This is a genomic window from Aminobacter sp. GW821-FHT11F06 (assembly GCF_058808215.1).
The window spans coordinates 660,623-681,744 of sequence record NZ_JBXARL010000002.1; the positions used below are offsets into that span (position 1 = coordinate 660,623).

Annotated in this window: 18 protein-coding genes; 7 read left to right on the forward strand and 11 right to left on the reverse strand. The window is 63.5% G+C overall.

Annotation, left to right across the window (positions count from 1 at the left end):
• Positions 1-33: 33 nt before the first annotated feature.
• From AC1RTB_RS07680 to pcaD, 7 genes are all read right to left on the reverse strand, one after another.
• Positions 34-1,206 carry an ABC transporter substrate-binding protein gene (locus AC1RTB_RS07680; RefSeq protein ID WP_492876218.1) on the reverse strand — a complete coding sequence of 391 codons (1,173 nt, stop codon included), beginning with the start codon at positions 1,204-1,206 and terminating at the stop codon, positions 34-36.
• A 157-nt stretch (positions 1,207-1,363) separates the two neighbouring features.
• Positions 1,364-2,536 carry a 4-hydroxybenzoate 3-monooxygenase gene (pobA, locus tag AC1RTB_RS07685; protein ID WP_492876220.1) on the reverse strand — a complete coding sequence of 391 codons (1,173 nt, stop codon included), beginning with the start codon at positions 2,534-2,536 and terminating at the stop codon, positions 1,364-1,366.
• Between the two features lie 87 nt (positions 2,537-2,623).
• On the reverse strand, positions 2,624-3,688 hold the full coding sequence (locus AC1RTB_RS07690; RefSeq protein ID WP_492876222.1) for a 3-carboxy-cis,cis-muconate cycloisomerase: 1,065 nt from the start codon (positions 3,686-3,688) through the stop codon (positions 2,624-2,626).
• Between the two features lie 3 nt (positions 3,689-3,691).
• Positions 3,692-4,306 (reverse strand): protocatechuate 3,4-dioxygenase subunit alpha, encoded by a 615-nt coding sequence (gene pcaG / locus AC1RTB_RS07695; RefSeq protein WP_492876224.1) that lies wholly within the window; start codon positions 4,304-4,306, stop codon positions 3,692-3,694.
• Positions 4,306-5,061, reverse strand: a complete 756-nt coding sequence (pcaH, locus tag AC1RTB_RS07700) for a protocatechuate 3,4-dioxygenase subunit beta (RefSeq protein WP_492876226.1) — start codon at positions 5,059-5,061, stop codon at positions 4,306-4,308. The genes pcaG and pcaH overlap by 1 nt, the downstream gene beginning before the upstream one ends.
• The gene (gene pcaC / locus AC1RTB_RS07705; RefSeq protein WP_492876228.1) at positions 5,051-5,461 is read right to left on the reverse strand and encodes a 4-carboxymuconolactone decarboxylase; all 411 of its coding nucleotides are present in this window, start codon (positions 5,459-5,461) and stop codon (positions 5,051-5,053) included. The genes pcaH and pcaC overlap by 11 nt, the downstream gene beginning before the upstream one ends.
• Before the next feature lie 7 nt (positions 5,462-5,468).
• Complete coding sequence (gene pcaD / locus AC1RTB_RS07710; protein ID WP_492876230.1) at positions 5,469-6,266, reverse strand: 3-oxoadipate enol-lactonase; 798 nt, start codon at positions 6,264-6,266, stop codon at positions 5,469-5,471.
• Positions 6,267-6,359: 93 nt separating this feature from the next.
• On the opposite strand from pcaD, the gene pcaQ reads away from it, so the two are divergent.
• Both pcaQ and AC1RTB_RS07720 read left to right on the forward strand, forming a co-directional pair.
• Entirely contained in the window at positions 6,360-7,277 is a 918-nt protein-coding gene (gene pcaQ, locus AC1RTB_RS07715; RefSeq protein WP_492876232.1) for a pca operon transcription factor PcaQ, read from the forward strand.
• A gap of 81 nt (positions 7,278-7,358) precedes the next feature.
• Positions 7,359-8,111 carry an SDR family NAD(P)-dependent oxidoreductase gene (locus AC1RTB_RS07720; RefSeq protein ID WP_492876234.1) on the forward strand — a complete coding sequence of 251 codons (753 nt, stop codon included), beginning with the start codon at positions 7,359-7,361 and terminating at the stop codon, positions 8,109-8,111.
• 558 nt (positions 8,112-8,669) lie between these two features.
• On the opposite strand, the gene AC1RTB_RS07725 is transcribed toward AC1RTB_RS07720, so the two are convergent.
• The gene (locus tag AC1RTB_RS07725; RefSeq protein ID WP_492876236.1) at positions 8,670-10,040 is read right to left on the reverse strand and encodes an aspartate aminotransferase family protein; all 1,371 of its coding nucleotides are present in this window, start codon (positions 10,038-10,040) and stop codon (positions 8,670-8,672) included.
• A 191-nt stretch (positions 10,041-10,231) separates the two neighbouring features.
• Here AC1RTB_RS07725 and AC1RTB_RS07730 point away from each other — a divergent pair, with 191 nt between their 5' ends.
• The 3 genes from AC1RTB_RS07730 (at position 10,232) to AC1RTB_RS07740 (ending at position 13,557) form a co-directional block, all read left to right on the forward strand.
• Positions 10,232-10,918: a GntR family transcriptional regulator gene (locus tag AC1RTB_RS07730; protein WP_492876238.1), complete on the forward strand. Its 687-nt coding sequence runs from the start codon at positions 10,232-10,234 to the stop codon at positions 10,916-10,918.
• A gap of 1 nt (position 10,919) precedes the next feature.
• Positions 10,920-12,041: an NAD(P)/FAD-dependent oxidoreductase gene (locus AC1RTB_RS07735; RefSeq protein ID WP_492876240.1), complete on the forward strand. Its 1,122-nt coding sequence runs from the start codon at positions 10,920-10,922 to the stop codon at positions 12,039-12,041.
• An 82-nt stretch (positions 12,042-12,123) separates the two neighbouring features.
• Positions 12,124-13,557, forward strand: a complete 1,434-nt coding sequence (locus tag AC1RTB_RS07740) for an NAD-dependent succinate-semialdehyde dehydrogenase (RefSeq protein WP_492876242.1) — start codon at positions 12,124-12,126, stop codon at positions 13,555-13,557.
• A gap of 42 nt (positions 13,558-13,599) precedes the next feature.
• On the opposite strand, the gene AC1RTB_RS07745 is transcribed toward AC1RTB_RS07740, so the two are convergent.
• The gene (locus AC1RTB_RS07745; RefSeq protein ID WP_476784874.1) at positions 13,600-14,064 is read right to left on the reverse strand and encodes an Lrp/AsnC family transcriptional regulator; all 465 of its coding nucleotides are present in this window, start codon (positions 14,062-14,064) and stop codon (positions 13,600-13,602) included.
• A 131-nt stretch (positions 14,065-14,195) separates the two neighbouring features.
• Here AC1RTB_RS07745 and alr point away from each other — a divergent pair, with 131 nt between their 5' ends.
• Positions 14,196-15,329: an alanine racemase gene (alr, locus tag AC1RTB_RS07750; RefSeq protein WP_492876245.1), complete on the forward strand. Its 1,134-nt coding sequence runs from the start codon at positions 14,196-14,198 to the stop codon at positions 15,327-15,329.
• Positions 15,330-15,343: 14 nt separating this feature from the next.
• Positions 15,344-16,597, forward strand: coding sequence for a D-amino acid dehydrogenase (locus AC1RTB_RS07755; protein ID WP_492876247.1), 1,254 nt, complete (start codon positions 15,344-15,346; stop codon positions 16,595-16,597).
• A 33-nt stretch (positions 16,598-16,630) separates the two neighbouring features.
• Here the strand turns inward: AC1RTB_RS07755 and AC1RTB_RS07760 are convergent, their stop codons facing one another.
• Together AC1RTB_RS07760 and AC1RTB_RS07765 are read right to left on the reverse strand one after the other, a co-directional pair.
• Entirely contained in the window at positions 16,631-19,765 is a 3,135-nt protein-coding gene (locus AC1RTB_RS07760) for an efflux RND transporter permease subunit (protein WP_492876249.1), read from the reverse strand.
• Entirely contained in the window at positions 19,762-21,051 is a 1,290-nt protein-coding gene (locus tag AC1RTB_RS07765; protein ID WP_492876251.1) for an efflux RND transporter periplasmic adaptor subunit, read from the reverse strand. The genes AC1RTB_RS07760 and AC1RTB_RS07765 overlap by 4 nt, the downstream gene beginning before the upstream one ends.
• Positions 21,052-21,122: the final 71 nt, after the last annotated feature.

The following is a 21,122-nucleotide window of genomic DNA, read 5'->3' on the forward strand; positions in this document are numbered from 1 at the left end:
TGGCGTCCGGGCCCTGTCGTTGGCGTAACGCTGTTACTTCGCAGCCGCAAGGCCGGGGTCGCCCTGCTTTTCGAAGGTCGCGATTTCCTTGTTGTAGTAGGTGCCGTCAGCGGCCTTGGCGACCTCGCGCAGATAGATGTTCTGCGTCATGTGACGGCTCTCGGGATCGATCGAAACCGGTCCGCGCGGGCTTTCCCAGGCAAGGCCCTTGACGGCATCGACCGCTTTCTGGGCGTCCTGCTTGCCGCCGGTCGCCTCGATCATCTTGTAGATGACGTGCATGCCGTCATAAGCACCGACCGAAGGGAAAGACAGCTCGGCCGGGTTGCCGATCGCCTTGTGGGCGGCCTCGACGAACTTCTTGTTTTCAGCCGAGTCATGCGAGACGGCATAGTGGAAGGTCGTCAGCAGGCCTTCGGCCGCCTGGCCGAGTGCCGGCAGGTCGGACTCCTGGGTCAGGTCGCCCGGCGCCAGGAACTGGACGCCAGCCTTGGCGAGGCCGTTTTCGTTGTAGGCCTTGACGAAGCCCAGCGTGGTCGGGCCCGACGGCAGGAAGGCGAACACGGCATCGGCGCCGGAATCCTTGACGCGCTGCATGATCGGGCTGAAGTCGTTTGTCGACAGCGGCAGGCGGATGGACTCGACGACCTCGCCGCCTTCGGCCGTGAAGGTGGTCTTGAAGGCGTTTTCGGAATCGACGCCCGGGCCGTAGTCGGAGACCACCGTGATGACCTTCTTGACGCCGCGCTCCTTGGCGACCGTGGCCATCGGCGCCGAGGTCTGCCAGGTGGTGAAGGAGGTGCGCACGACCAGTGGGCTCTTGGTGACGATCGCCGAGGTGGCGGCGTTCATGACGACCAGCGGCACATTGGCCTGCACGAGCAGCGGGGTGACCGCCATGGCGTCGGGGGTGAAGTAGAAGCCGGCGAGATACTGCACGCCTTCCTTGACGACCAGCTCCTGGGCCAGCGCCTTGGACTGTGCCGGATCGGCGGCCGGCAGGTCGCGGTAGACGATCTCGACGTCGCTGTCGCCGACCTTGGAGCCGTTCAGCGCCATCCAGGCGTCGATGCCGGCTTTGAAATTCTTGCCCTGGATGGCGAACGGGCCGGAGAAAGGACCAACGACGCCGACCTTGATGGTGTCGGCAAAGGCAGCGCTCGAAAGCGCCAACACCGCCAAAGCGGCCAAAACAGACTTCTTCAATTTTTCCTCCATGTGGTCGAGCCGGCACTGTCGGGCGCGCCAGTCTCGGTTTCTCCGTATCGTGCCAAGTGTCATGCTCGAAACGGTAATGTAAAATGAAAAGAAACGCACATCCTATAACCTGACGGATATGTGACCTGCTTGTTTCCTCAGTAAATCAGTAGGGCAATCCAACGTAGTTTTCGGCGAGCGAGGCAGATGCCGCTTGCGAATGGACGAGATAGTCCAGCTCAGCCTCCTGGATGCGCTGGCCGAAATCGTCGGTGTCGGGGAAACGGTGCAGCATGGTGGTCATCCACCAGGAGAAGCGCACTGCCTTCCAGACGCGCGACAGGGCCCGCACTGAGTAGACATCGATGCCGGCGCGCGACTTGTCCTGGTAGAACTCGCGCAGGCCATCATAGAGGTAACGCACATCGCTGGCGGCGAGATTGAGGCCCTTGGCGCCTGTCGGCGGCACGATGTGGGCAGCGTCGCCGACGAGGAACATGCGGCCCAAGCGCATCGGCTCGGCAACGAAGGAGCGCAGCGGCGCGATCGACTTTTCGAAGGACGGGCCCGTGACGACGCGTGCGGCGACCTCCGGTGGCAGGCGAAGGCGCAGTTCGTCCCAGAAGCGGTCGTCGCTCCAGTCCTCGACCTTGTCGTCGAGCGGGCACTGGACATAGTAGCGGCTGCGGTGGGTCGAGCGCATCGAGCACAGCGCGAAGCCCCTGGGATGATTGGCGTAGATCAGCTCGTGATCGGCTGGCGGCACCTCGGCCAGGATGCCGAGCCAGCCGAACGGATAGGCCCGCTCATAGGTCTTGATCGCACCTTCTGGCACCGATTTGCGGCTGACGCCATGGAAGCCGTCGCAGCCGGCGATGAAGTCGCAATCGATGCGATGGGTAATGCCATCCTTCTCGTAGGTGACGAAGGGAGCGTCGGTATCGAAGCCTTGCGGCGTAACGTTCTTCGCGTCGTAGATGGTGGTCAGGCCTTCGGCCTGGCGCTTGTCCATCAAGTCGTGCGTTACCTCGGTCTGACCATAGACCATGACACGCTTGCCGCCGGTGAGCGCGGCAAGGTCGATGCGGTGAAGCCGGCTGTCAAAGGCAAGCGAGATGCCGTCATGCGGCAGTCCCTCGGCATGCATGCGCGCGCCGGCACCCGCCTCGTCGAGAAGGTCGACCATGCCCTGTTCCAATACGCCGGCGCGGACGCGACCGAGCACGTAGTCGCGGTCGACGCGTTCGAGGATGACGTTGTCGATGCCGCTGTTGGCAAGCAATTGTCCGAGCAGAAGACCCGAAGGGCCGGAGCCGATGATGACCACTTGCGTGCGCATTTGTTGTCCTTCTTGCCGCGCTGCCCATCCGTCGCGTGGCCGTCTCGGCCAGCCGTCGGCCGGGGCGCTTGGTTGCCTGGGCCTCGGCTAGTTGCCCGCTTTTGCGCCTATGCTTTCGATCTGTCCGGCGAGCGTATTGGCCAACCTTAGAGACGCCGCCGTCGCCACCGCCATCTGCGGCAGGAGAAGCCATTCCAGCGTCCAGGCCGCGCCGGAGCGTTCCTGTTCGTGTACCAGCGCCTGATGCATGCCCGAGAGCTGCGTCGCATTGAAACGCGCGAGCGTGACCAGCACTTCGGCTGCGACCGGGTTCTGCTTGTGCGGCATGGCCGACGAGCCGCCACCACCGCTGAGCGCGATCTCGTCGCCCCCCTGCGCCATCAGCGCGATGTCCTGGCCGAACTTTCCGAGGCTGCCTGTGATCAGCGACAGCAGGCTTGCGAAATCGGCGAGCCGGTCGCGCTGGCTGTGCCATTGCGGCGCGTCGTTGAGGCCGAGTTTTCGCGCCAGCGATGTGCGCACGGCGGCACCCTTTTCGCCGAGCTTTTCCAGCGTGCCGGCAGCACCGCCGAACTGGACGACAAGCAACTCCGGCTTCATGGCGGCCAGGCGCGCACGATGACGCTCGAGCGGTTCGCGCCAGGCGCGGATACGGTCGGCGACCGTGATTTCGATCGCTGCCTGCATGCGTGTGCGGCCCATCATGGGATTGGCGCCGAAACGCCGTTCGAGCGCGGTTAGCTTCGAGACTATTTCGACGAGCAGGCCGTCGAGCCGGTCGGCAATCACCTTCAAGCGCAGCACCAGTGCGGTGTCGATGACATCCTGGCTGGTGGCACCGAAATGGAGCTTGTCGCTGTGCGGCTTGCCGACTGCTGCACGCAACTGGCGCACCAGCTCGGGCACGACGACGCCATCGCGAGCAACGGCTTGCTTGAGCGCAGGCACGTCAGGCACAAACGAAGCCAGCGCCGAAACGATGGCGTCTGCGGCATCGCCGCCAATCACGCCCTCGGCGGCTTGCGCTTCGGCAAGCGCGCGCTCGAATGCAACCATCGCCGCCACCTCCGCTTCCACGGAAAACTGGCGAGACGCCTGCTCGTCGCCGAGCAGGCCTGACAGATAGGGGTGATCGAATGGCGAAACTGTCATGATCTAGATGTCAAGGAACACGGTTTCCTTGTCGCCCTGGAGGTGGATGTCGAAGACATAGGCATCGCCCGCGCGCGCGGCGATGAGGGTCGCCACGCGATGACGATGCTCGATGCGGGCGAGCACGGGATCCTCCGCATTGGCCTGTTCTTCGTCGGCAAAATACATGCGCGTGTTGAGGCCCAGATTGATGCCGCGCGCGACGATCCAGAAGCTGATGTGCGGCGCCATCAGCCGGCCGTCCTTGAATGGAGCGCGGCCGGGCTTGATGGTTTCGAAGACACATTCGCCCGAAACCATGTCGGTGGCCTTGCGGCCCCAGCCGGTGAAATTGGGGTCGGCTGCACCACGCAGTTCGGACGGGGAATTGTAGAGACCGGCGGCATCGGCCTGCCAGATTTCGATCAGCGCGTCCTTGAGCGGGGTGCCGGTGCCGTCGAGCACGCGGGCACGCACTGTGATGCGCTCGCCCTTGGTCTTGGCATTGACCATTTCGGTGCCGAGATCCTTGTCGTAGACCCCCGTGATGCCCGAGAAGTTCGGCGTCAAGCCGATATGGACGTAAGGGCCGGCGGTCTGCGAGGGGCTTTCCTTGAGCCGATTGAGAGCCTGAACCATCAGTTGCCCTCCAGGCGGTTTTCAAACAGCGACGAACGGCGGCCGCGCAAAACGATGTCGAACTTGTAGGCGCGCGCGTCCATCGGGATTGTCGCCTGCATGTCGAGTGCTGCGACCAGCATCTCGATCGCAGCGCGGTCGGGGATCGTCTTGACGATCGGGCACTGCCAGATCATCGGGTCGCCCTCGAAATACATCTGGGTGATGAGGCGCTGGGCAAAGCCGTGGCCGAAGACCGAGAAGTGGATATGCGCCGGGCGCCAGTCGTTGACGCCGTTCGGCCAGGGATAGGGTCCCGGCTTGATGGTGCGGAAAGCGTAGGAACCGTCCTCGTCGGTGATGGCGCGGCCGCAGCCACCGAAATTCGGGTCGAGGGCGGCAAGGTAGCTTTCCTTCTTGTGGCGATAGCGGCCGCCGGCATTGGCCTGCCAGAATTCGAGCAAGGCACCCGGCACGCCCTTGCCGCGCTCGTCGAGCACGCGGCCATAAACGATGATGCGTTCGCCGATCGCGCTCTCGCCGGGCTTCGCAAAATTATGGATCAGGTCGTTGTCGAGCTCGCCCAGCATATTGTGGCCGAAGACCGGGCCGGTGATCTCGGAAATGGTGTTGTCGAGCGACAGGAGCGCCTTTTGCGGCGAGCGCAGCACCGAGGTCTTATAGGTCGGCGTGAAGGCCGGCGGGTGCCAGTCGCGGTCACGCTGGAAGAAGGCACCTGTCTCGGGCTTGCGGTTGGAACTGGGATCAGTGGTCATCGGACTTGCCTGCATCCATTTCGGCGAAGACGTGCTTGGCGATCTTGATGGCGCGGTTGGCCGCCGGCACGCCGGCATAGATCGCGACATGCAGGAAGGCCTCGCAGATGTCCTCGCGCGAAGCCCCGGTGTTGGCGGTGGCGCGCACATGCATCGCCACTTCCTCGTCATGGCCAAGGGCTGCCAGCAGCGCCAGCGTCACCATCGAACGCTCGCGCTTGGTCCAGGTCGGGCGCGCCCACACCGTGCCCCAGGCGGACTCGGTGATCAGCTCCTGGAACGGCCGGTCGAAATCGGTCGAGCCCGTTTCGGCGCGGTCGACATGGGCATCGCCGAGCACGGAGCGTCGGACGGCGAGACCTTCGCGATACCTGGTCGAGGCTGGCGCCGATGGGTTCATTGTCAGTTCACTCCAGTGGAAGGCGGGCAACGAAGCGCCGCATGAGGGCGACCAGCGCTTCCGGCTGCTCGACACAAGGGATGTGGCCGGCGCCGTCGATGATCTTGAAACGCGAACCAGGGATGAGATCGGCCATGGAACGCACCAGTGCAGGCGGCGTCGAGCCATCCTGGTCACCGACGACGCAAAGCGTCGGCACCGATATCGCCTTGGCGGCTTCGGTGTAGTCGGCGTCGCGCAGCGCGGCACAGGTGCCCGTGTAGCCGGCAAGCGGCTGGCGCGCCAACATGTTGCGGTAGCCGATCAGGTCGTCCTTGCGCTTTTCATGGAATTCCGGCGTGAACCACAGCTTGAGAACGCCATCGGCAATGGAGGCGATACCGTCCTTTTCGACAGCGGCGATGCGGCTGTTCCAGTATTCGGTCGTGCCGATCTTGTGGGCGGTGTCGCAAAGGATCAGCGCGCTTACCAGATCGGGGCGCCTGGCATAAAGGCCCTGCGCGATCAGCCCGCCGACCGACAGGCCGCAGATGATGGCGTTCTTGACCTTCAGATGATCGAGCAGGCCAGCGAGATCGCCGATATGGTCGTCCATCGAATAAGGAGCAGTGCCGATGTCGGAAAGACCATGGCCGCGCTTGTCATAGGTGACGATGGGAAAGTCGCCGGCAAGGCGAACGATGACGTCGCGCCAGATACGGAAATCGGTGCCCAGCGAATTGGCGAAGACGATGACCGGCTTGTCCGCGGGCCCGCCGATGAGCTGGTGGTGCAGCGTGATGCCGCCGATGTCTGTGAACTGCACTCGATTTCTCCTCGTGATGACAGTGGATGAGTTGTTTGGTTTGGTAAAATGATATTTTGTGGCCTTCTCTTAACTGCTGGGTTATGAAAAGCCATGATCGAAAGCCGTGTCAGGTTCCGCCATCTCCAGACGTTCCTAGAAGTCGCGCGCCAGAAAAGCGTGGTCAAGGCGGCCGGGCTCCTGAATGTCAGCCAGCCGGCGGTGACCAAGACGATCCGCGAGCTGGAAGAAGCGCTCGGCGTTTCCGTGTTCGAGCGCGACGGGCGCGGCATCAAGATCACGCGCTCGGGCGAGGTGTTCATGCAGCATGCCGGCATGGCGATCACGGCACTTCGCCAAGGCATCGATTCGGTTGCCAATTCACGCGCCGAAGGGGCTCCGCCGATCCGTATCGGCGCGCTGCCGACGGTTTCAGCACATATCATGCCGCGCGCGATGAGCCTTTTCCTGAGCGAAAATACCGGCGGCACGATCAAGATCGTCACCGGCGAAAACGCGGTATTGCTCGAACAGCTCAGGCTCGGCGAGCTCGACCTCGTCGTCGGCCGCCTGGCGGCACCCGAGAAGATGACCGGCTTTTTCTTCGAGCACCTTTATTCCGAGCAGGTGGTGTTTGTGGTGCGAGCCGGCCATCCCCTGCTCCAGGCGGATCAGGATGTGTTCGAGCGGCTGAGCGAGTTTCCGCTTTTGATGCCGACACGTGGCTCGATCATCCGGCCCTTTGTCGAGCGCTTCTTCATCACGAATGGCGTGGCCTCGATCCCGACCGAGATCGAGACGGTTTCAGATGCTTTCGGCCGCGCTTTCGTGCGCCAGAGCGACGCGGTGTGGATCATCTCGCACGGTGTTGTCAGCGACGACATCAAGGCCGGCACGCTGAAGATGCTGCCCGTCGACACCTCGGAGACACGCGGGCCGGTGGGGCTGACCATGCGCACCGACACGCAGCCCTCGCCCGCGTTTTCGATCCTGCTCAAGACCATTCGCGAGGCCGCCGCCGAACGCGGCTGAAAGCAGCCGCCATTCGTCGCGCCCCCTCGCAATGGCAAGGTGCATCCGCTACATACGCTTCAAGCTTGGAATGAGGATGAGATGGCCGAGAAAACCGAAGGGCGAAAGACGATCGTATTGACCGGAGCCAGCCGTGGTATCGGCCATGCGACGGTGAAGCGCTTTTCGCGCGAAGGCTGGCGCGTCATCACCTGCTCGCGCCAGGCATTTTCCGACGACTGCCCGTGGCCGGCCGGCCCGGATGACCACATCAAAGTCGACCTCGCCGACCAGGGCGACGTCGGCAGCGCTGTTTCGGAAATCCGCCAGCGGCTCGAAAAAGAAGGCGGCCTGCTGCACGCACTGGTCAACAATGCCGGCATCTCGCCCAAGCACCAAGGCGGCGGGCGCATGAACTCGATCGACACGCCGATGCATGTCTGGCGCGACGTGTTCCAGGTCAATTTCCTGGCGCCGATCATGCTGGCGCGCGGCCTGTTCAAGGAACTCGCGGCAGCCAAGGGCTCGGTGGTCAATGTGACGTCGATCGCCGGAACCCGCGTCCACCCCTTTGCCGGCACGGCCTATGCAACGTCGAAGGCAGCGCTCGGCGCGCTGACGCGCGAGATGGCCGCCGATTTCGGCCCGCACGGCATCCGCGTCAATGCGATCGCGCCCGGCGAGATCGACACGGCAATCCTATCGCCCGGCACCGAAAAGATCGTCGAGACGATCCCGATGCGCCGGTTGGGCCTGACCTCGGAGGTCGCCGACATCATCTATTTCCTGTGCTCGAGCCAGGCGTCCTACGTCTCCGGCTCCGAAATCCACATCAATGGCGGCCAGCACGTGTGAAGGCACCCTTTCCTTCTCCCGTTGCGGGAGAAGGTGCCGCTATCCCGCCGACCCGGGTTGCTCATGCCCCTGGGGTGTGGGGAGACTTAGCTTGTCGAAGGGCCAGGCAAGTTAGGATGCGCACCCGCGCACATAAGCGTGACATTGCACCGCTTCAGACGTCGCCTGCGTCACGGCATAGATTCCCGACACTCTCCGCTCGTTTCACTCGCTCACGAGGTCGGGAATGACGACTTCATGTGCCGGTTTTAGCCAAACTCGAATGTCGGTGACCGGTGCAGGCGGCAACATGGCAAATGTTGCAGCCATTGGAGCTGTCGGCACAGCTGGTAGTTGGCGAAGGCGCCCCAATTCAGCCCGTCATTCCCGACCTCGTGAGCGAGGAACGAGCGGAGAGTGTCGGGAATCTATGCCGTGACGCATCTGAAATCCGACGCGGTGCAATGCTAACCTTGTGTGTACCGCTCAGGGAGCGCGCGCCCAAGCAGGGCACGGCCAAAACGAAAACGCCCGCCGAAGTGGAAACTTCGGCGGGCGTTTTGATTTGGTGGCCTGATATCAGGCCTTGATCTGCTTGGCTGCCTGATCGAGCGACAGCTTGACCGCGTCGACGATGTCGTCGACCTGCTTTTCGGTGATGATCAGCGGCGGGCAGAAGGCGAGCGCGTCGCCCATGTTGCGGGAGATGACGCCGTTCTGCTGCAGGATGCCGTTGACGAGGCCGCCGAGCGCGCCGACATTGCCCCATGGTGCCTTGGTCGCCTTGTCGGTGACCAGCTCTATGGCGCCGATCAGCGCGACACCGCGCACTTCGCCGATCAGGTCGTGCGAGGTCAGCTCGCGCAGGCGCTTTTGCATGTGGGCGCCGACGTCGCGGGCGTTGTCGACAAGGTTGCGCTCTTCGATGATGGCGATGTTTTCAAGTGCTACAGCCGCGGCGACCGGGTGGCCGCCGGCGGTGAAGCCATGGCCGAAGGTGCCGATGCGGTTGCTTTCGTCGGCAATCGGCTCGAACACCTTGTCGTTGATCAGCATGGCCGAAATCGGCAAATAGGACGACGAGATCTGCTTCGACATGACCATGATGTCGGGCTTCATGGCGTAGGTCTCGGTGCCGAACATCTTGCCGGTGCGGCCGAAGCCACAGATGACTTCGTCGGCGACGAGCAGGATGTCGTATTTCTGCAGCACGGCCTGGATCTTCTCCCAGTAGCCGGCTGGCGGCACAACGACACCGCCCGCGCCCATGACCGGCTCGCCAAAGAAGGCGGCGATGGTCTCAGGGCCCTCAGCCAGGATCAGCTTTTCGAGATCGTCGGCGAGACGGGTTGAGAATTCCTGCTCGGTTTCGCCCGGCAGCGCCTCGCGCCAGTAGTGCGGCGAGGAGGTGTGCAGCACATTGGCGATCGGCAGGTCGAAGGACAGGTGATTGTTGGGCAGGCCGGTGAGGCTGGCCGAGGCAATGGTGACGCCATGATAGGCGCGCTTGCGCGAAATGATCTTCTTGCGTTCAGGCTGGCCGAGCGCATTGGAGCGGAACCAGATCATCTTCATGGCCGTGTCGTTGGCCTCGGATCCGGAATTGGTGAAGAACGCCTTGCTCATCGGCACCGGCGCCATGGTGACCAGCTTCTCGGCCAGGTCGATCAGCGGCGAGTGACCCTTGTGGGTGAAGTTGTGGTAGAAGGGCAGCTTGGACATCTGCCGGGTTGCCGCATCGACAAGGCGCTGCTCGGAGAAGCCGACGCCGACGCTCCACAGGCCCGACATCGCCTCGATATAGCGTTTGCCGGCGATGTCCTCGACATAGATGCCGTCACCCTTTTCGATGATCAGCGGGCCGACTTCCTGATGCCGGCGGGCATTGGTGTAGGCGTGCATATGGTATTTCTTGTCGCGCGCCTCAGGCGAATTGGGCTGGCTGTCCATGGTGAGTTCCTCTGCTCGGTTTGCGGGCAGGCTTGTCGCCATCCGCGCTCAATCGGTCCGGCCGGTCGACGGCCGCTCTTGCAAAATCCGCGTTTTGCTGTTTGATGCATCATGTTTTTCCGACATTGGACTGTCAAGGGCCAGCGCGTGCCCGCAAGCAGGCCACGCCGTGTCGGCAGGATCGGGCAACGATGAACGAGAATTTCGGCTTACAGATGGTGGAACACGACAATCTCGGCGAGATTGTCTATGCTCAGCTGTCGGACGCGCTGATCAAGGGACGCTTTGCGCCAGACGCGCGGCTGACCATCCGCGATCTCGCGCAGTCGCTCGGCACCTCCGTGACACCGGTGCGTGACGCCATCCTGCGGCTGATCCAGGACGAGGCTTTGGTGCAGAAATCGGCGCGCGAGGTGCGCGTGCCCGTCATGACGCTGGAGCGCTATCTCGAAATCCGCCAGATCAGGATGAAGCTCGAGGGATTGGCCGCCCGCGAGGCTGCACTCAAGGCCGAGGACAAGGACATCGCCCGCCTGCGCGACCTGATCGCGCGCAACGAACAAGCGATCACTAACGAGGACTGGGCGACTGCGCTCGAACTCAACCAGACCTTCCACTTCGCCCTTGCCCAGATCGCCAACATGAATGTGCTGCGCGGCATCCTCAACCGGCTGTGGCTGCAGATGGGGCCGATGATCGCGGCATCGTACGAGCATGGCGGACGAGCGATGATCGACCAGCATCATGTGATCCTCGCGGCCATCGAGGCCCGCGACGCCGACAAGGCCGAACGCGCCATCGTCGACGACATCAGGGGTGCCAGCTCGTTCATCATCGACCAGCTCGCAGCGCTGAAGCCCGCCGGGAGTGCCGCCTGAGATGGACACTGTCGACTGCATCATCGCCGGCGCTGGTGTCATCGGCCTTGCCGTGGCGCGTGAGCTTAGCCGGCTTGGCATGGAGACTGTTATCATCGAGGCGGCCGATGCCATCGGCACCGAGACCAGCTCGCGCAACTCGGAGGTGATCCACGCCGGCATCTATTATCCAACCGGCAGCCTGAAGGCTGCGCTGTGCGTTGCTGGCCGCGGCAAGCTTTATGCCTATGCCGCCGAGCGTAACATTCCGCACAAGCGGTGCGGCAAGCTGATCGTGGCAACACTGCCCGAGCAGGTGGCGACGCTTGCCGGCATCATCGACAAGGCCAAAGCGTGCGGCGTCGATGATCTCGTCATGCTGAGCGCTGCCGAAGCGATGGCCATGGAGCCGCAGCTGACCTGCCAGGCCGCCGTGCTGTCGCCGTCGACCGGCATCGTCGACAGCCATGCCCTGATGCTTTCGCTGCTCGGCGAAGCGGAAGAAGGCGGCGCTTATCTCAGCCTCAATACGGAGATCGTATCAGGGCGGATCGAAGCCGACCGTTTTGTGCTGCGCACGCATGATCGCAGCACCGGCAGCGAATACGAGATCGCCGCCCGCCATTTCGTCAACGCGGCCGGGCTCGGCGCGAATGCACTGGCAAGCAGGCTCGAAGGTCTCGACCCGCAATTCGCACCAAAACTTCGTCTGGCGCGCGGCAACTATTTCTCGGTCACCGGCAAGCGAGCCTTTTCCAGGCTGATCTACCCGGTGCCGGAGCCGGGCGGGCTTGGCGTGCACCTGACGCTCGATCTCAATGGCGGCATGCGCTTTGGCCCCGATGTCGAGTGGATCGAAGAAAAGGACTACAGCGTCAATCCGCGCCGCGCCGACCATTTCTATGGCGAGATCCGCAAATATTGGCCCGACCTCGCCGACGGCAGCCTGAGCCCGACCTATAGCGGCATCCGTCCCAAGCTTTCCGCGCCCGGCGAGCCGGCAGCCGACTTCGTCATCCAGGGCCCGGAAACCCATGGCGTCAAAAACCTGGTCAATCTGTTCGGCATCGAAAGCCCGGGGCTGACCTCGTCGCTGGCGATCGCCGAACTGGTGGCACAAAGACTTATGCCAACCTATCTCTAGCCAAGCCTCCCAGACTCGCGTCTAGGCCAGCGCCGACGCAAGCCCCGCCCACTCCTCACGAACGACCCAGCAAGGACACAACATGTACCCGGAAGTGAAACTGTTCATCGATGGCAAATGGACGGCTGCTGAAGGCGGCAAGACCATCGACGTCTACAATCCCGCGACCAACGAGGTGATCGGCAAGGTCGCTTCGGCCGGCAAGGGCGATCTCGACCGGGCACTCGCCGCCGCCGAGCGTGGCTTCAAGGTGTGGCGCAAGGTTTCGCCGTTCGAGCGCTCCAAGGTGCTGCGCCGCGCCGCCGAACTGATGCGCGAACGCGCCGACGCGATTGCGGCACTGATGACGCAGGAACAGGGCAAGCCGGTCGGCGAAGCCAAGATGGAGATTCTGTCGTCGGCCGACCTGTTCGACTGGTTCGCCGAAGAAGGCCGCCGCACCTACGGCCGCGTCATTCCCGCCCGCGCTCCAGGCATCCAGCAGCTTGTCGTCAAGGAGCCTGTCGGCCCTGTCGCGGCGTTCACGCCGTGGAATTTCCCGGTGTCGCAGGCCGTGCGCAAGATCGGTGCTGCATTGGCCACAGGTTGCTCGATCATCGTCAAGCCGCCGGAAGAAACGCCTGCCTCGCCGGCTTGCCTGGGCGACATCTTTAGGGATGCCGGCCTGCCTGATGGCGTGCTCAACCTCGTCTATGGCAACCCGCCGGAGATTTCGGGCTATCTCGTACCGCATCCCATCATCCGCAAGGTGTCGTTCACCGGCTCGGTGCCGGTCGGCAAGCATCTCGCAGCCCTTGCCGGCACGCATATGAAGCGTGCGACGATGGAACTCGGCGGCCATGCGCCGGCGATGGTGTTCGACGACGCCGACATCGACGCCGCGGCGTTGACGCTTGCCACCTCGAAGTTCCGCAATGCCGGCCAGGTCTGCGTGTCGCCGACGCGCTTCCTGATCCAGGAAGGGTCCTACGACCGCTTCCTTGGCAAGTTCGTCGAACACGCCAAGGCGGTGAAGGTCGGCGACGGTCTCGACGCCAGCAGCCGCATGGGCCCGCTGGTCAACGAACGCCGCCTGGAAGCGGTCGAAAAGCTGATCAACGAAGCCGTCGCCGACGGCGCCAAGATCGAGACCGGCGGCAAGCGCATCGGCAACAAGGGCTCCTATTTCGAGCCGACGGTGCTTTCGGGCCTGCGCACCGACATGCGCATCATGAACGAGGAGCCGTTCGGCCCCGTCGCACTGGTTGTGCCGTTCAAGAGCTTCGACGATGTCGTGACCGAGGCCAACCGCCTGCCCTACGGGCTTGCGGCCTATGCCTTCACCACGTCGAACAAGACGGTCACCAACCTCGGTGCCGAGATCGAAACCGGCATGCTGACGATCAACCATCTTGGGCTGGCGCTGCCGGAGGTGCCGTTCGGCGGCATCAAGGACAGCGGCTACGGCTCGGAAGGCGGCTCGGAAGCGCTCGAGGCCTATCTGGTGACCAAATTCGTGACCCAGGCAGCCGTCTAAGCAACCATCAAGCCGGCGCCCCAAAAGGGCGCCGGTTTTCCTTCACGACGTCTTCGGTCGTTTCGACTGCAAGATGTTGCGGATCGAAAAGCTCGAATGGATGCGGGCGAGCCCCGGCAGCGCCGACAGGATCTCCTTGTGCACGCGCTCGAAATCAGCGGCACTCGCCACCTCGACGCGCAGGAAATAATCGGAGTCGCCGGTCATCAGGTAGCACTCCTTGATCTCGGGATAGCGCCGCACGGCAAGCTCGAAGCGGTTGAAATATTCCTCGGTCTGCCGCTCCAAAGTGATCTGGACGATGACGGCGATGCCCTCGTCGGCGGCGGCGTTGCCGATGATCGCGGTATAACCGCGGATCACGCCCTCCTGTTCCAGCAATTGCACCCGCCGCAGGCATGCCGATGCCGACAGCCCGACCTCGGCCGCCAGCTTGGCATTGCTGACGCGCGCATTGGCGCGCAACGCCCGGATGATGCCGCGGTCGATGGCATCCAGAGACGACATCGCATTTCCTTTCAAATAGACGATGAAAATTTCACTCAAGCGCAATTGTTCGCATAGTCTTCGTCACATTGGCAAGATTTCCGTCGATCATTGCGGTATTCTCTTGGCTTGGTGAGGACAGTTTTCCGGAAATGAACATGGGTGCGCAAAGCGACATCGAAAGCCGTGCGGCTTGTGGCGTGCTGACCATCGACCTGGCAGCGCTGGTTGCGAATTACGAGCAGTTGTGCCGGCAAACCGCACCCGGCAAGGCTGCGGCGGTGGTCAAGGCCGACGCCTATGGGCTCGGCGTGGCAGAGGTGGCACCGGTGCTCTACGATGCGGGTTGCCGCGACTTCTTCGTTGCGCATTTCATCGAGGCGATCAGGCTGAAGCCGCATCTCGCCGCCGACGCGCGCATCCTGGTGCTCAACGGCCTTTTGCCCGGCAGCGAGGATGATTGCGCCGACCTTGGCATCGTTCCGGTGCTGAATTCGCTCGAACAGGTCGCCAACTGGTCGGCCACGGCCAAGGCGCGCGGCGTTACTTTGCCAGCGGTGCTCCAGGCCGATACCGGCATGTCGCGGCTTGGCCTCGCGCCCGAAGAACTCGACGCGCTGCTTGCCGAACCAAAGCGGCTCGACGGCATTCATGTCGACATCATCATGAGCCACCTTGCCTGCGGCGACGAGCCGGCGCATGGCGCCAATGCCCGCCAGCTGGCACGCATGGGCGCTGTTCGCGCCCGCTTTGCCGACGCCAAACTGTCCTTTGCCAATTCGGCCGGCATCTTCCTCGGTGAAGATTTTCGTGGCGACCTCGCCCGGCCGGGAATAGCACTTTATGGCGGCGCACCGCTCGCCGAAGGCGACAATACGATGCTGCCAGTGGTGGGGCTTGAGGTCGGCGTGGTGCAGACCCGCACCGTGCCGTCAGGTGCCGAGATCGGCTATGGCGCGAGCTTCGTTGCCAAGTCCGAGATGCGGCTTGCCACCATCGCCGCCGGTTATGCCGATGGGCTGCCGCGCCATCTCAGCAATTCGGGTGCTGCCTATTTCGGCGACGTGCGCCTGCCGATCGTCGGGCGTGTGTCGATGGACAGCATCATTCTCGATGTCACCGCCCTGGCGCCCGGCACGCTCAAGCTCGGCGACATGGTCGAGCTGATCGGTCCGCACCAGACGCTTGAGATGATCGCGGCGGATGCCGGCACCATTTCCTACGAAATCCTGACCAGCCTGGGCCGGCGCTACAAGCGCCGTTACCTCAGCCCGGCAGCGCGCTAACCACAGGGGCAATCATGCGCATAGTCATTCTCGGTGCCGGTGTCATCGGCGTCACCTCCGCCTACTATCTGGCCAAGGCCGGACACAAGGTCACCGTGCTCGACCGCCAGTCGGGTCCCGCACTTGAGACCAGCTTTGGCAATGCCGGCGAGATCTCTCCCGGCTACGCCTCGCCCTGGGCGGCACCCGGCATTCCGCAGAAGGCGATGAAGTGGCTGTTCATGAAGCATGCGCCGCTGATCATCCAGCCGATGCTCGACATCTCGACCTGGCGCTGGGTGACGGCGATGCTGCGCAACTGCACCTCGTCGCGCTACGCCCTCAACAAGAGCCGCATGGTGCGCCTTGCCGAATACAGCCGCGACTGCCTGATTTCGCTGCGCGACGACACCGGCATCGAATACGACCACCGCACGCAAGGCACGCTGCAGCTGTTCCGCTACCAGAAGCAGCTCGACGGCATGGCCAAGGACATCGAGGTGCTGCAGAGCGACGGCGTGCCGTTCGAGGTGCTGGACGCCTCAGGCTGCGTTGCCGCCGAGCCGGGCCTGGCGCCCGTGCGCGAAAAGGTTGCCGGCGGCCTGCGCCTGCCCAATGACGAGACTGGCGACTGCTTCAAGTTCACCAACGAGCTGGCAAAGCTTGCGGAGGCACTCGGCGTCGAATTCCGCTTCGGCGTCAAGCTCGAGGGCCTGCGCCAGCAGGGCAACCGCATCGTTGCCGTCAGCACCTCGGAAGGCGAGGTCGAGGCCGACATGTTCGTCGGCGCGCTCGGCAGCTTCACGCCTGCCTTCGTCAAGCCGCTCGGTCTCAAAGTGCCCGTCTATCCGGTCAAAGGCTATTCGATCACCGTGCCGATCATCGACGAAGCGCGCGCGCCGGTGTCCACCGTCATGGACGACACCTACAAGATCGCCATCACCCGGCTCGGCGACCGCATCCGCGTCGGCGGCATGGCCGAGATCGCCGGCTTCAACACCGATCTGTCGCCGTCGCGCAAGGCAACGCTGCAGTTTTCGGTCGAGGACCTATTCGGCGGCGCCGGCGACCAGAGCCGCGCAACCTTCTGGAGTGGGCTCAGGCCGATGACGCCAGACGGCACGCCGGTTATCGGGCGCACGAAGTTCGACAATTTCTACCTCAACACCGGCCACGGCACGCTGGGCTGGACCATGGCCTGCGGCTCGGGCCGCGTGCTCGCCGACATGATCGGTGGCATCCGTCCGGAGATCGACGTCGCCGACCTTTCGCTGTCGCGCTACGCCTGAGCAAAGTCGCTGGGCTGAGAAATCTCGGTCCAGCTACTCGGCGGCCTTGAGCAGCTTTGGTCCCTCGGCCGGTTTCGGCTCGACCTGTTTTGTCCCAACGGTAGCCCGCTTCACCCATTCGCCAAGCCGCTCCATGTAGAGATAGAGCACGGGCGTGACGAACAGCGTCAGCGTCTGGGACACCACGAGCCCGCCGACGACGGCGATGCCGAGCGGCTGGCGCAACTCGGCACTGGCGCCGGTGCCCAGGGCGATGGGCAAGGTGCTCATCATCGCGGCCAATGTCGTCATCATGATCGGACGGAACCGCATCAGGCATGCCTTGTGGATCGCCTGCGCCGCCACCATGCCGTCGCGCCGCAAGGTGAGTGCGACGTCGATCATCATGATCGCGTTCTTCTTGACGATGCCGATCAGCATCAAAAGCCCGATCACGGCGATGACCGACAGGTCGAAGCCGAGCCAGGACAGCGCAAGCAGCGCACCGACAGCCGCCGCCGGCAGGCCCGACAGAATGGTCAGCGGGTGGATGAAGCTCTCATAGAGCATGCCGAGCACGACATAGATGGTCAGGATCGCGCCGAGGATCAGCAGGCCCTGGTTGGCGGCGGCATCCTGGAAGGTCTTGGCCGTGCCGTAGAAGCTGGTCACGACATTCTGCGGCATGCCGATCTCGGCCTTGAGCTTGTCGATCTGGGCGATGCTGTCACCCAGGGCGACCTTGTCGGGCAGGTTGTAGGAGATGGTAACGGCGGGAAGTTGGCCGAGCTGGTTGACGGTCAGGGCACCAGCACTCCGCTCGACATGCGAGAACGAGCCCAGCGGTATGAGCGTGCCGTTGGCGCCGGCGACTTCGATTCGCGCCAGCCTCTCCGGCGTCCAGTCGACGCGCGGATCGAGTTCCATGATCACCTCATAGCTGTCGCTTGGCGTATAGATCGTGGAAACCTGCTGGGTGCCAAAGCCGCCATAGAGCGTCGAGCGCAGCACATCGGCGGTAACGCCAAGCGAAGCCGCCTTGTCGCGGTCGATGACCAGCTTGGCCTGGAGCGCGTTGTTCTGCAGGTCGGAACTGACATCGGCGAAAACTGTCCTTTCGGCGGTCATCGCGTCGGTCAGCTTCTGCGCCCACTGGTTCATCAGCTTTCCATCAAGGCTCTGGACGACCAGCTGGTACTGGCTGGCCGAGCCGCGCGCCCCAACCGACAGGTTCTGCACCGGCGACATGAAGGCCTGGATGCCCGCGATCGGCGCAAGCTGCCGGCGCAGATCGGCGAGCACCTGCTGCAAGGGCGGACGTTCGGTCTTGGGCTTCAGTTCGACAAAAAGCCGCGCCGCGTTCATGGCGCCGGAGCCGCCGCCACCGCCGCCGACATTGGAGGCGACGTGGGCGACATAGGGCGACTTGGCGAAGACATCCACGACCTTGGCCTGCAGCGCCTTCATCGCATCGAACGAGATATCCTCGCGCGCCTGGGTGGTGACCTGAAGCTGGCCGATGTCTTCGAGCGGAAAGAAGCCCTTGGGCATGGTTTGGAGTTGATAGGCGGTCATGGCGACCGTTCCGAGGAATATGGCGAAAACCACCGGATGGAAGCGGAAGCAAAGCTTGAGCATGCGGTCGTAGCCGCGCAGGACCGCTTCAAAGCCTCGCTCCAGCGCACCACCGAGCCCGGTGTCGCTGTGCGAGGCAATCGGCAGCCGTGACGCCAGCATCGGCGTCAGCGTCAGCGAAACGAATGCCGACACCAAAATGGCGACGACGACCACGACGGCGAACTCGTAGAAGATCTTTCCGATCACCCCACCCATCAGGAGCACGGGGATGAACACGGCGACCAGCGACAGCGAAATCGCGATGATGGTGAAGCCGATCTCGCGCGAGCCTTTCAGCGCCGCCGCGAATGCGCCTTCGCCATCCTCCTCGACATGGCGGACGATGTTTTCCAGCATGACGATGGCATCGTCGACGACTAGGCCCACCGACAGCGTCAAGGCCATGAGCGAGATGTTGTCGATCGAAAACCCGAAGAGATACATGACGCCGAAGGTGGCGATCAGGGAAATCGGCACGGCAAGTGCCGGGATCAATGTGGCCCAAAGCCGGCGCAGGAAGAGGAAGATCACCAGCACCACAAGCGCGATCGTCAGCCCAAGCGTGAACTGCACGTCGCTGACGGCAGCGCGGACAGACGCGGCTCGGTCGTTGAGGGACTCCAGCGACGCGGCCGCCGGCAACTCGCTGCGGAATGTCGGCAGCATTGCCTTGACCTTGTCGACCACAGCCACGGTGTTGGCGCCGGGCTGGCGCTGGACCGCCAGGATGATGGCGCGTGTGCCGTCATACCAGCTCGCCGTCTGCAGGTTGGCGACGGAATCGATGACCTTGGTGACGTCGCCGAGGCGGACAGGCTTGCCGTCCTTGCTGGCGATGATGAGATTGGAGAAGTCCGAGGCATTGTTCAGCTGCGTGTTGGCGACGATTGTCAATTGCTGCTGGTTGCCCTGGAGTGTTCCCAAGGGAGCATTGGAATTGGCGCCGGAAATCGCCGTCGAAAGCTGGGCGGTGGAAATACCGCGCGCCGCCAGAGCATCGGCATCGACCTGGATCCGCACGGCATATTGCTGGCTGCCAAAGATCGACACCTGCGCGACGCCGTCCAGTGTCGACAATGAAGGTGAAATGACCTGCTGGGCAAAGGCGTCGAGGTCGGTGAGCGGCACGACATCGCTCTTGAGGGCCAGCAGCAGGATCGGCGCATCGGCCGGATTGACCTTGCGATAGCTCGGCGGCGAGGGCATTTCGTCCGGCAACGCGCGGGCGGCGCGGGCGATGGCTGCCTGCACGTCGGCGGCGGCGGCATCGATGTTGCGGTTGAGCACGAACTGGATCGAGATCGACGTCGAGCCGAGCGAATTGGTCGTCGAGATGCTGTCTATGCCAGCGATCGTGGCGAATTGCTTGATCAGCGGCGTCGCCACCGAGGTGGCCATGGTGTCGGGCGCGGCCCCGGGCAGGCTCGCCGAAACGTTGATCACCGGGAAGTCGGCCTGCGGCAGGGCCGCCACCGGCAATCTGCCGTAGGCGAACAGGCCGGCAAGCACCAGAGACAGCGACATCAAAAGTGTCGCGACCGGCCGGCGTATGCAGAATTCGGAAATGTTCATTGCCGCGCTCCCGCGGAGCCAGGCCGCGCGACATAGGCCGCTGGCTGCACCTTGGCCGCATCGCCGGTCGCGGCTGCAGCGGCGGAGGGCCGTACGGCAGCACCCGGCTTCAGCCGCAGCTGGCCTTCGGTCACCACCTGGTCGCCAGGATTGAGGCCGGAAGCGATGGCGGAGTTCGCGCCGTCGCTGACCGCCACCTGGACGGGGCGAAGCTCGACGGTGTTGTCGGGCCGGACAAGATAGACGAACTGGCCGTTCTGGCCGGATTGCAGGGCAACCGTCGGGATGATCGTCGTATTGGGCACGGATGGCTGATCGACCTCGACATCGACATACTGGCCCGGCCATAGCGCAAGGTCGCCGTTGGAGAAGGTGGCGCGCATGGCGATGGTGCCCGATGCCGTATCGACAGCAGAATCGATGAAATCCATGACGCCTGAGGCAACAGGATCCGTACTGCCCGCCATCAGTGCCCTGACTATCGGCGGCGTACCGGCATCGACAAGCTTCTTGAAGATGGCCAACTGTGCTTCGGGAAGGTGGAACATCACCTCGATGGGGTCGACCTGCGTGATGGTCACGAGCCCGTTGTTACTGGACGAGGACGTGTTGCCGACGACATCTCCAACAGCGATCTGCACCGCGCCGAGCCGACCCGATATCGGCGCCTTGATCAAGGTGTAGTCGAGCTGGACCTGATCGGCATCGATGGCTGCCTGGTCGCCGGCGACATTCGCTTGTGCTCCCAGCTGCAACGCCAGCGCAGTGTCATAGGCCTGCTGCGTGCCGGCCTGCTTGGAGGCGAGATCTTTTGCGCGGTTCATATCGGCGGTGGTGCTGACCAGCAGGGCATTGTCCTTGGCAAGGGTTGCCTGATCGCGTGCCAGTTGCGCGCGCAACGAACGGTCGTCGAGCGAGATCAACAGGTCGCCGGCCTTCACCATTTGACCGTCCTTGACGTGGATTTCCGTCACCTGGCTCGATATCCGAGCCCCGACCTCGACAACGGCAGGCGACTGCACGGTGCCGAAACCTCTGGTAACAATGGGAAACGTGCCGCTCTCAGCCGCCGCGACCGTCACCGCTATCGCGTTGCCGTGTTGCGCTGTCGGATCCTTGGACGATGCGGCCACCGGCTGGCCGGTTTTTTGCGCAGCGGTGCCCAGACCAGCCACAGTGTTGGTGAGATAATGCCGCGCCGTATCGGTCAGCTGCGGAAACAGCAGAAGTGCGGCGGCAACCACAAGCGCCACTGGCGCCAAGACGGCAGACCGGAATGTCCACATAAGACAGCTCCCGAGCGCATGAACCCGTTTCCGCGCGCGCCCCGCGACAACACGTCATGGCACAACCAAGC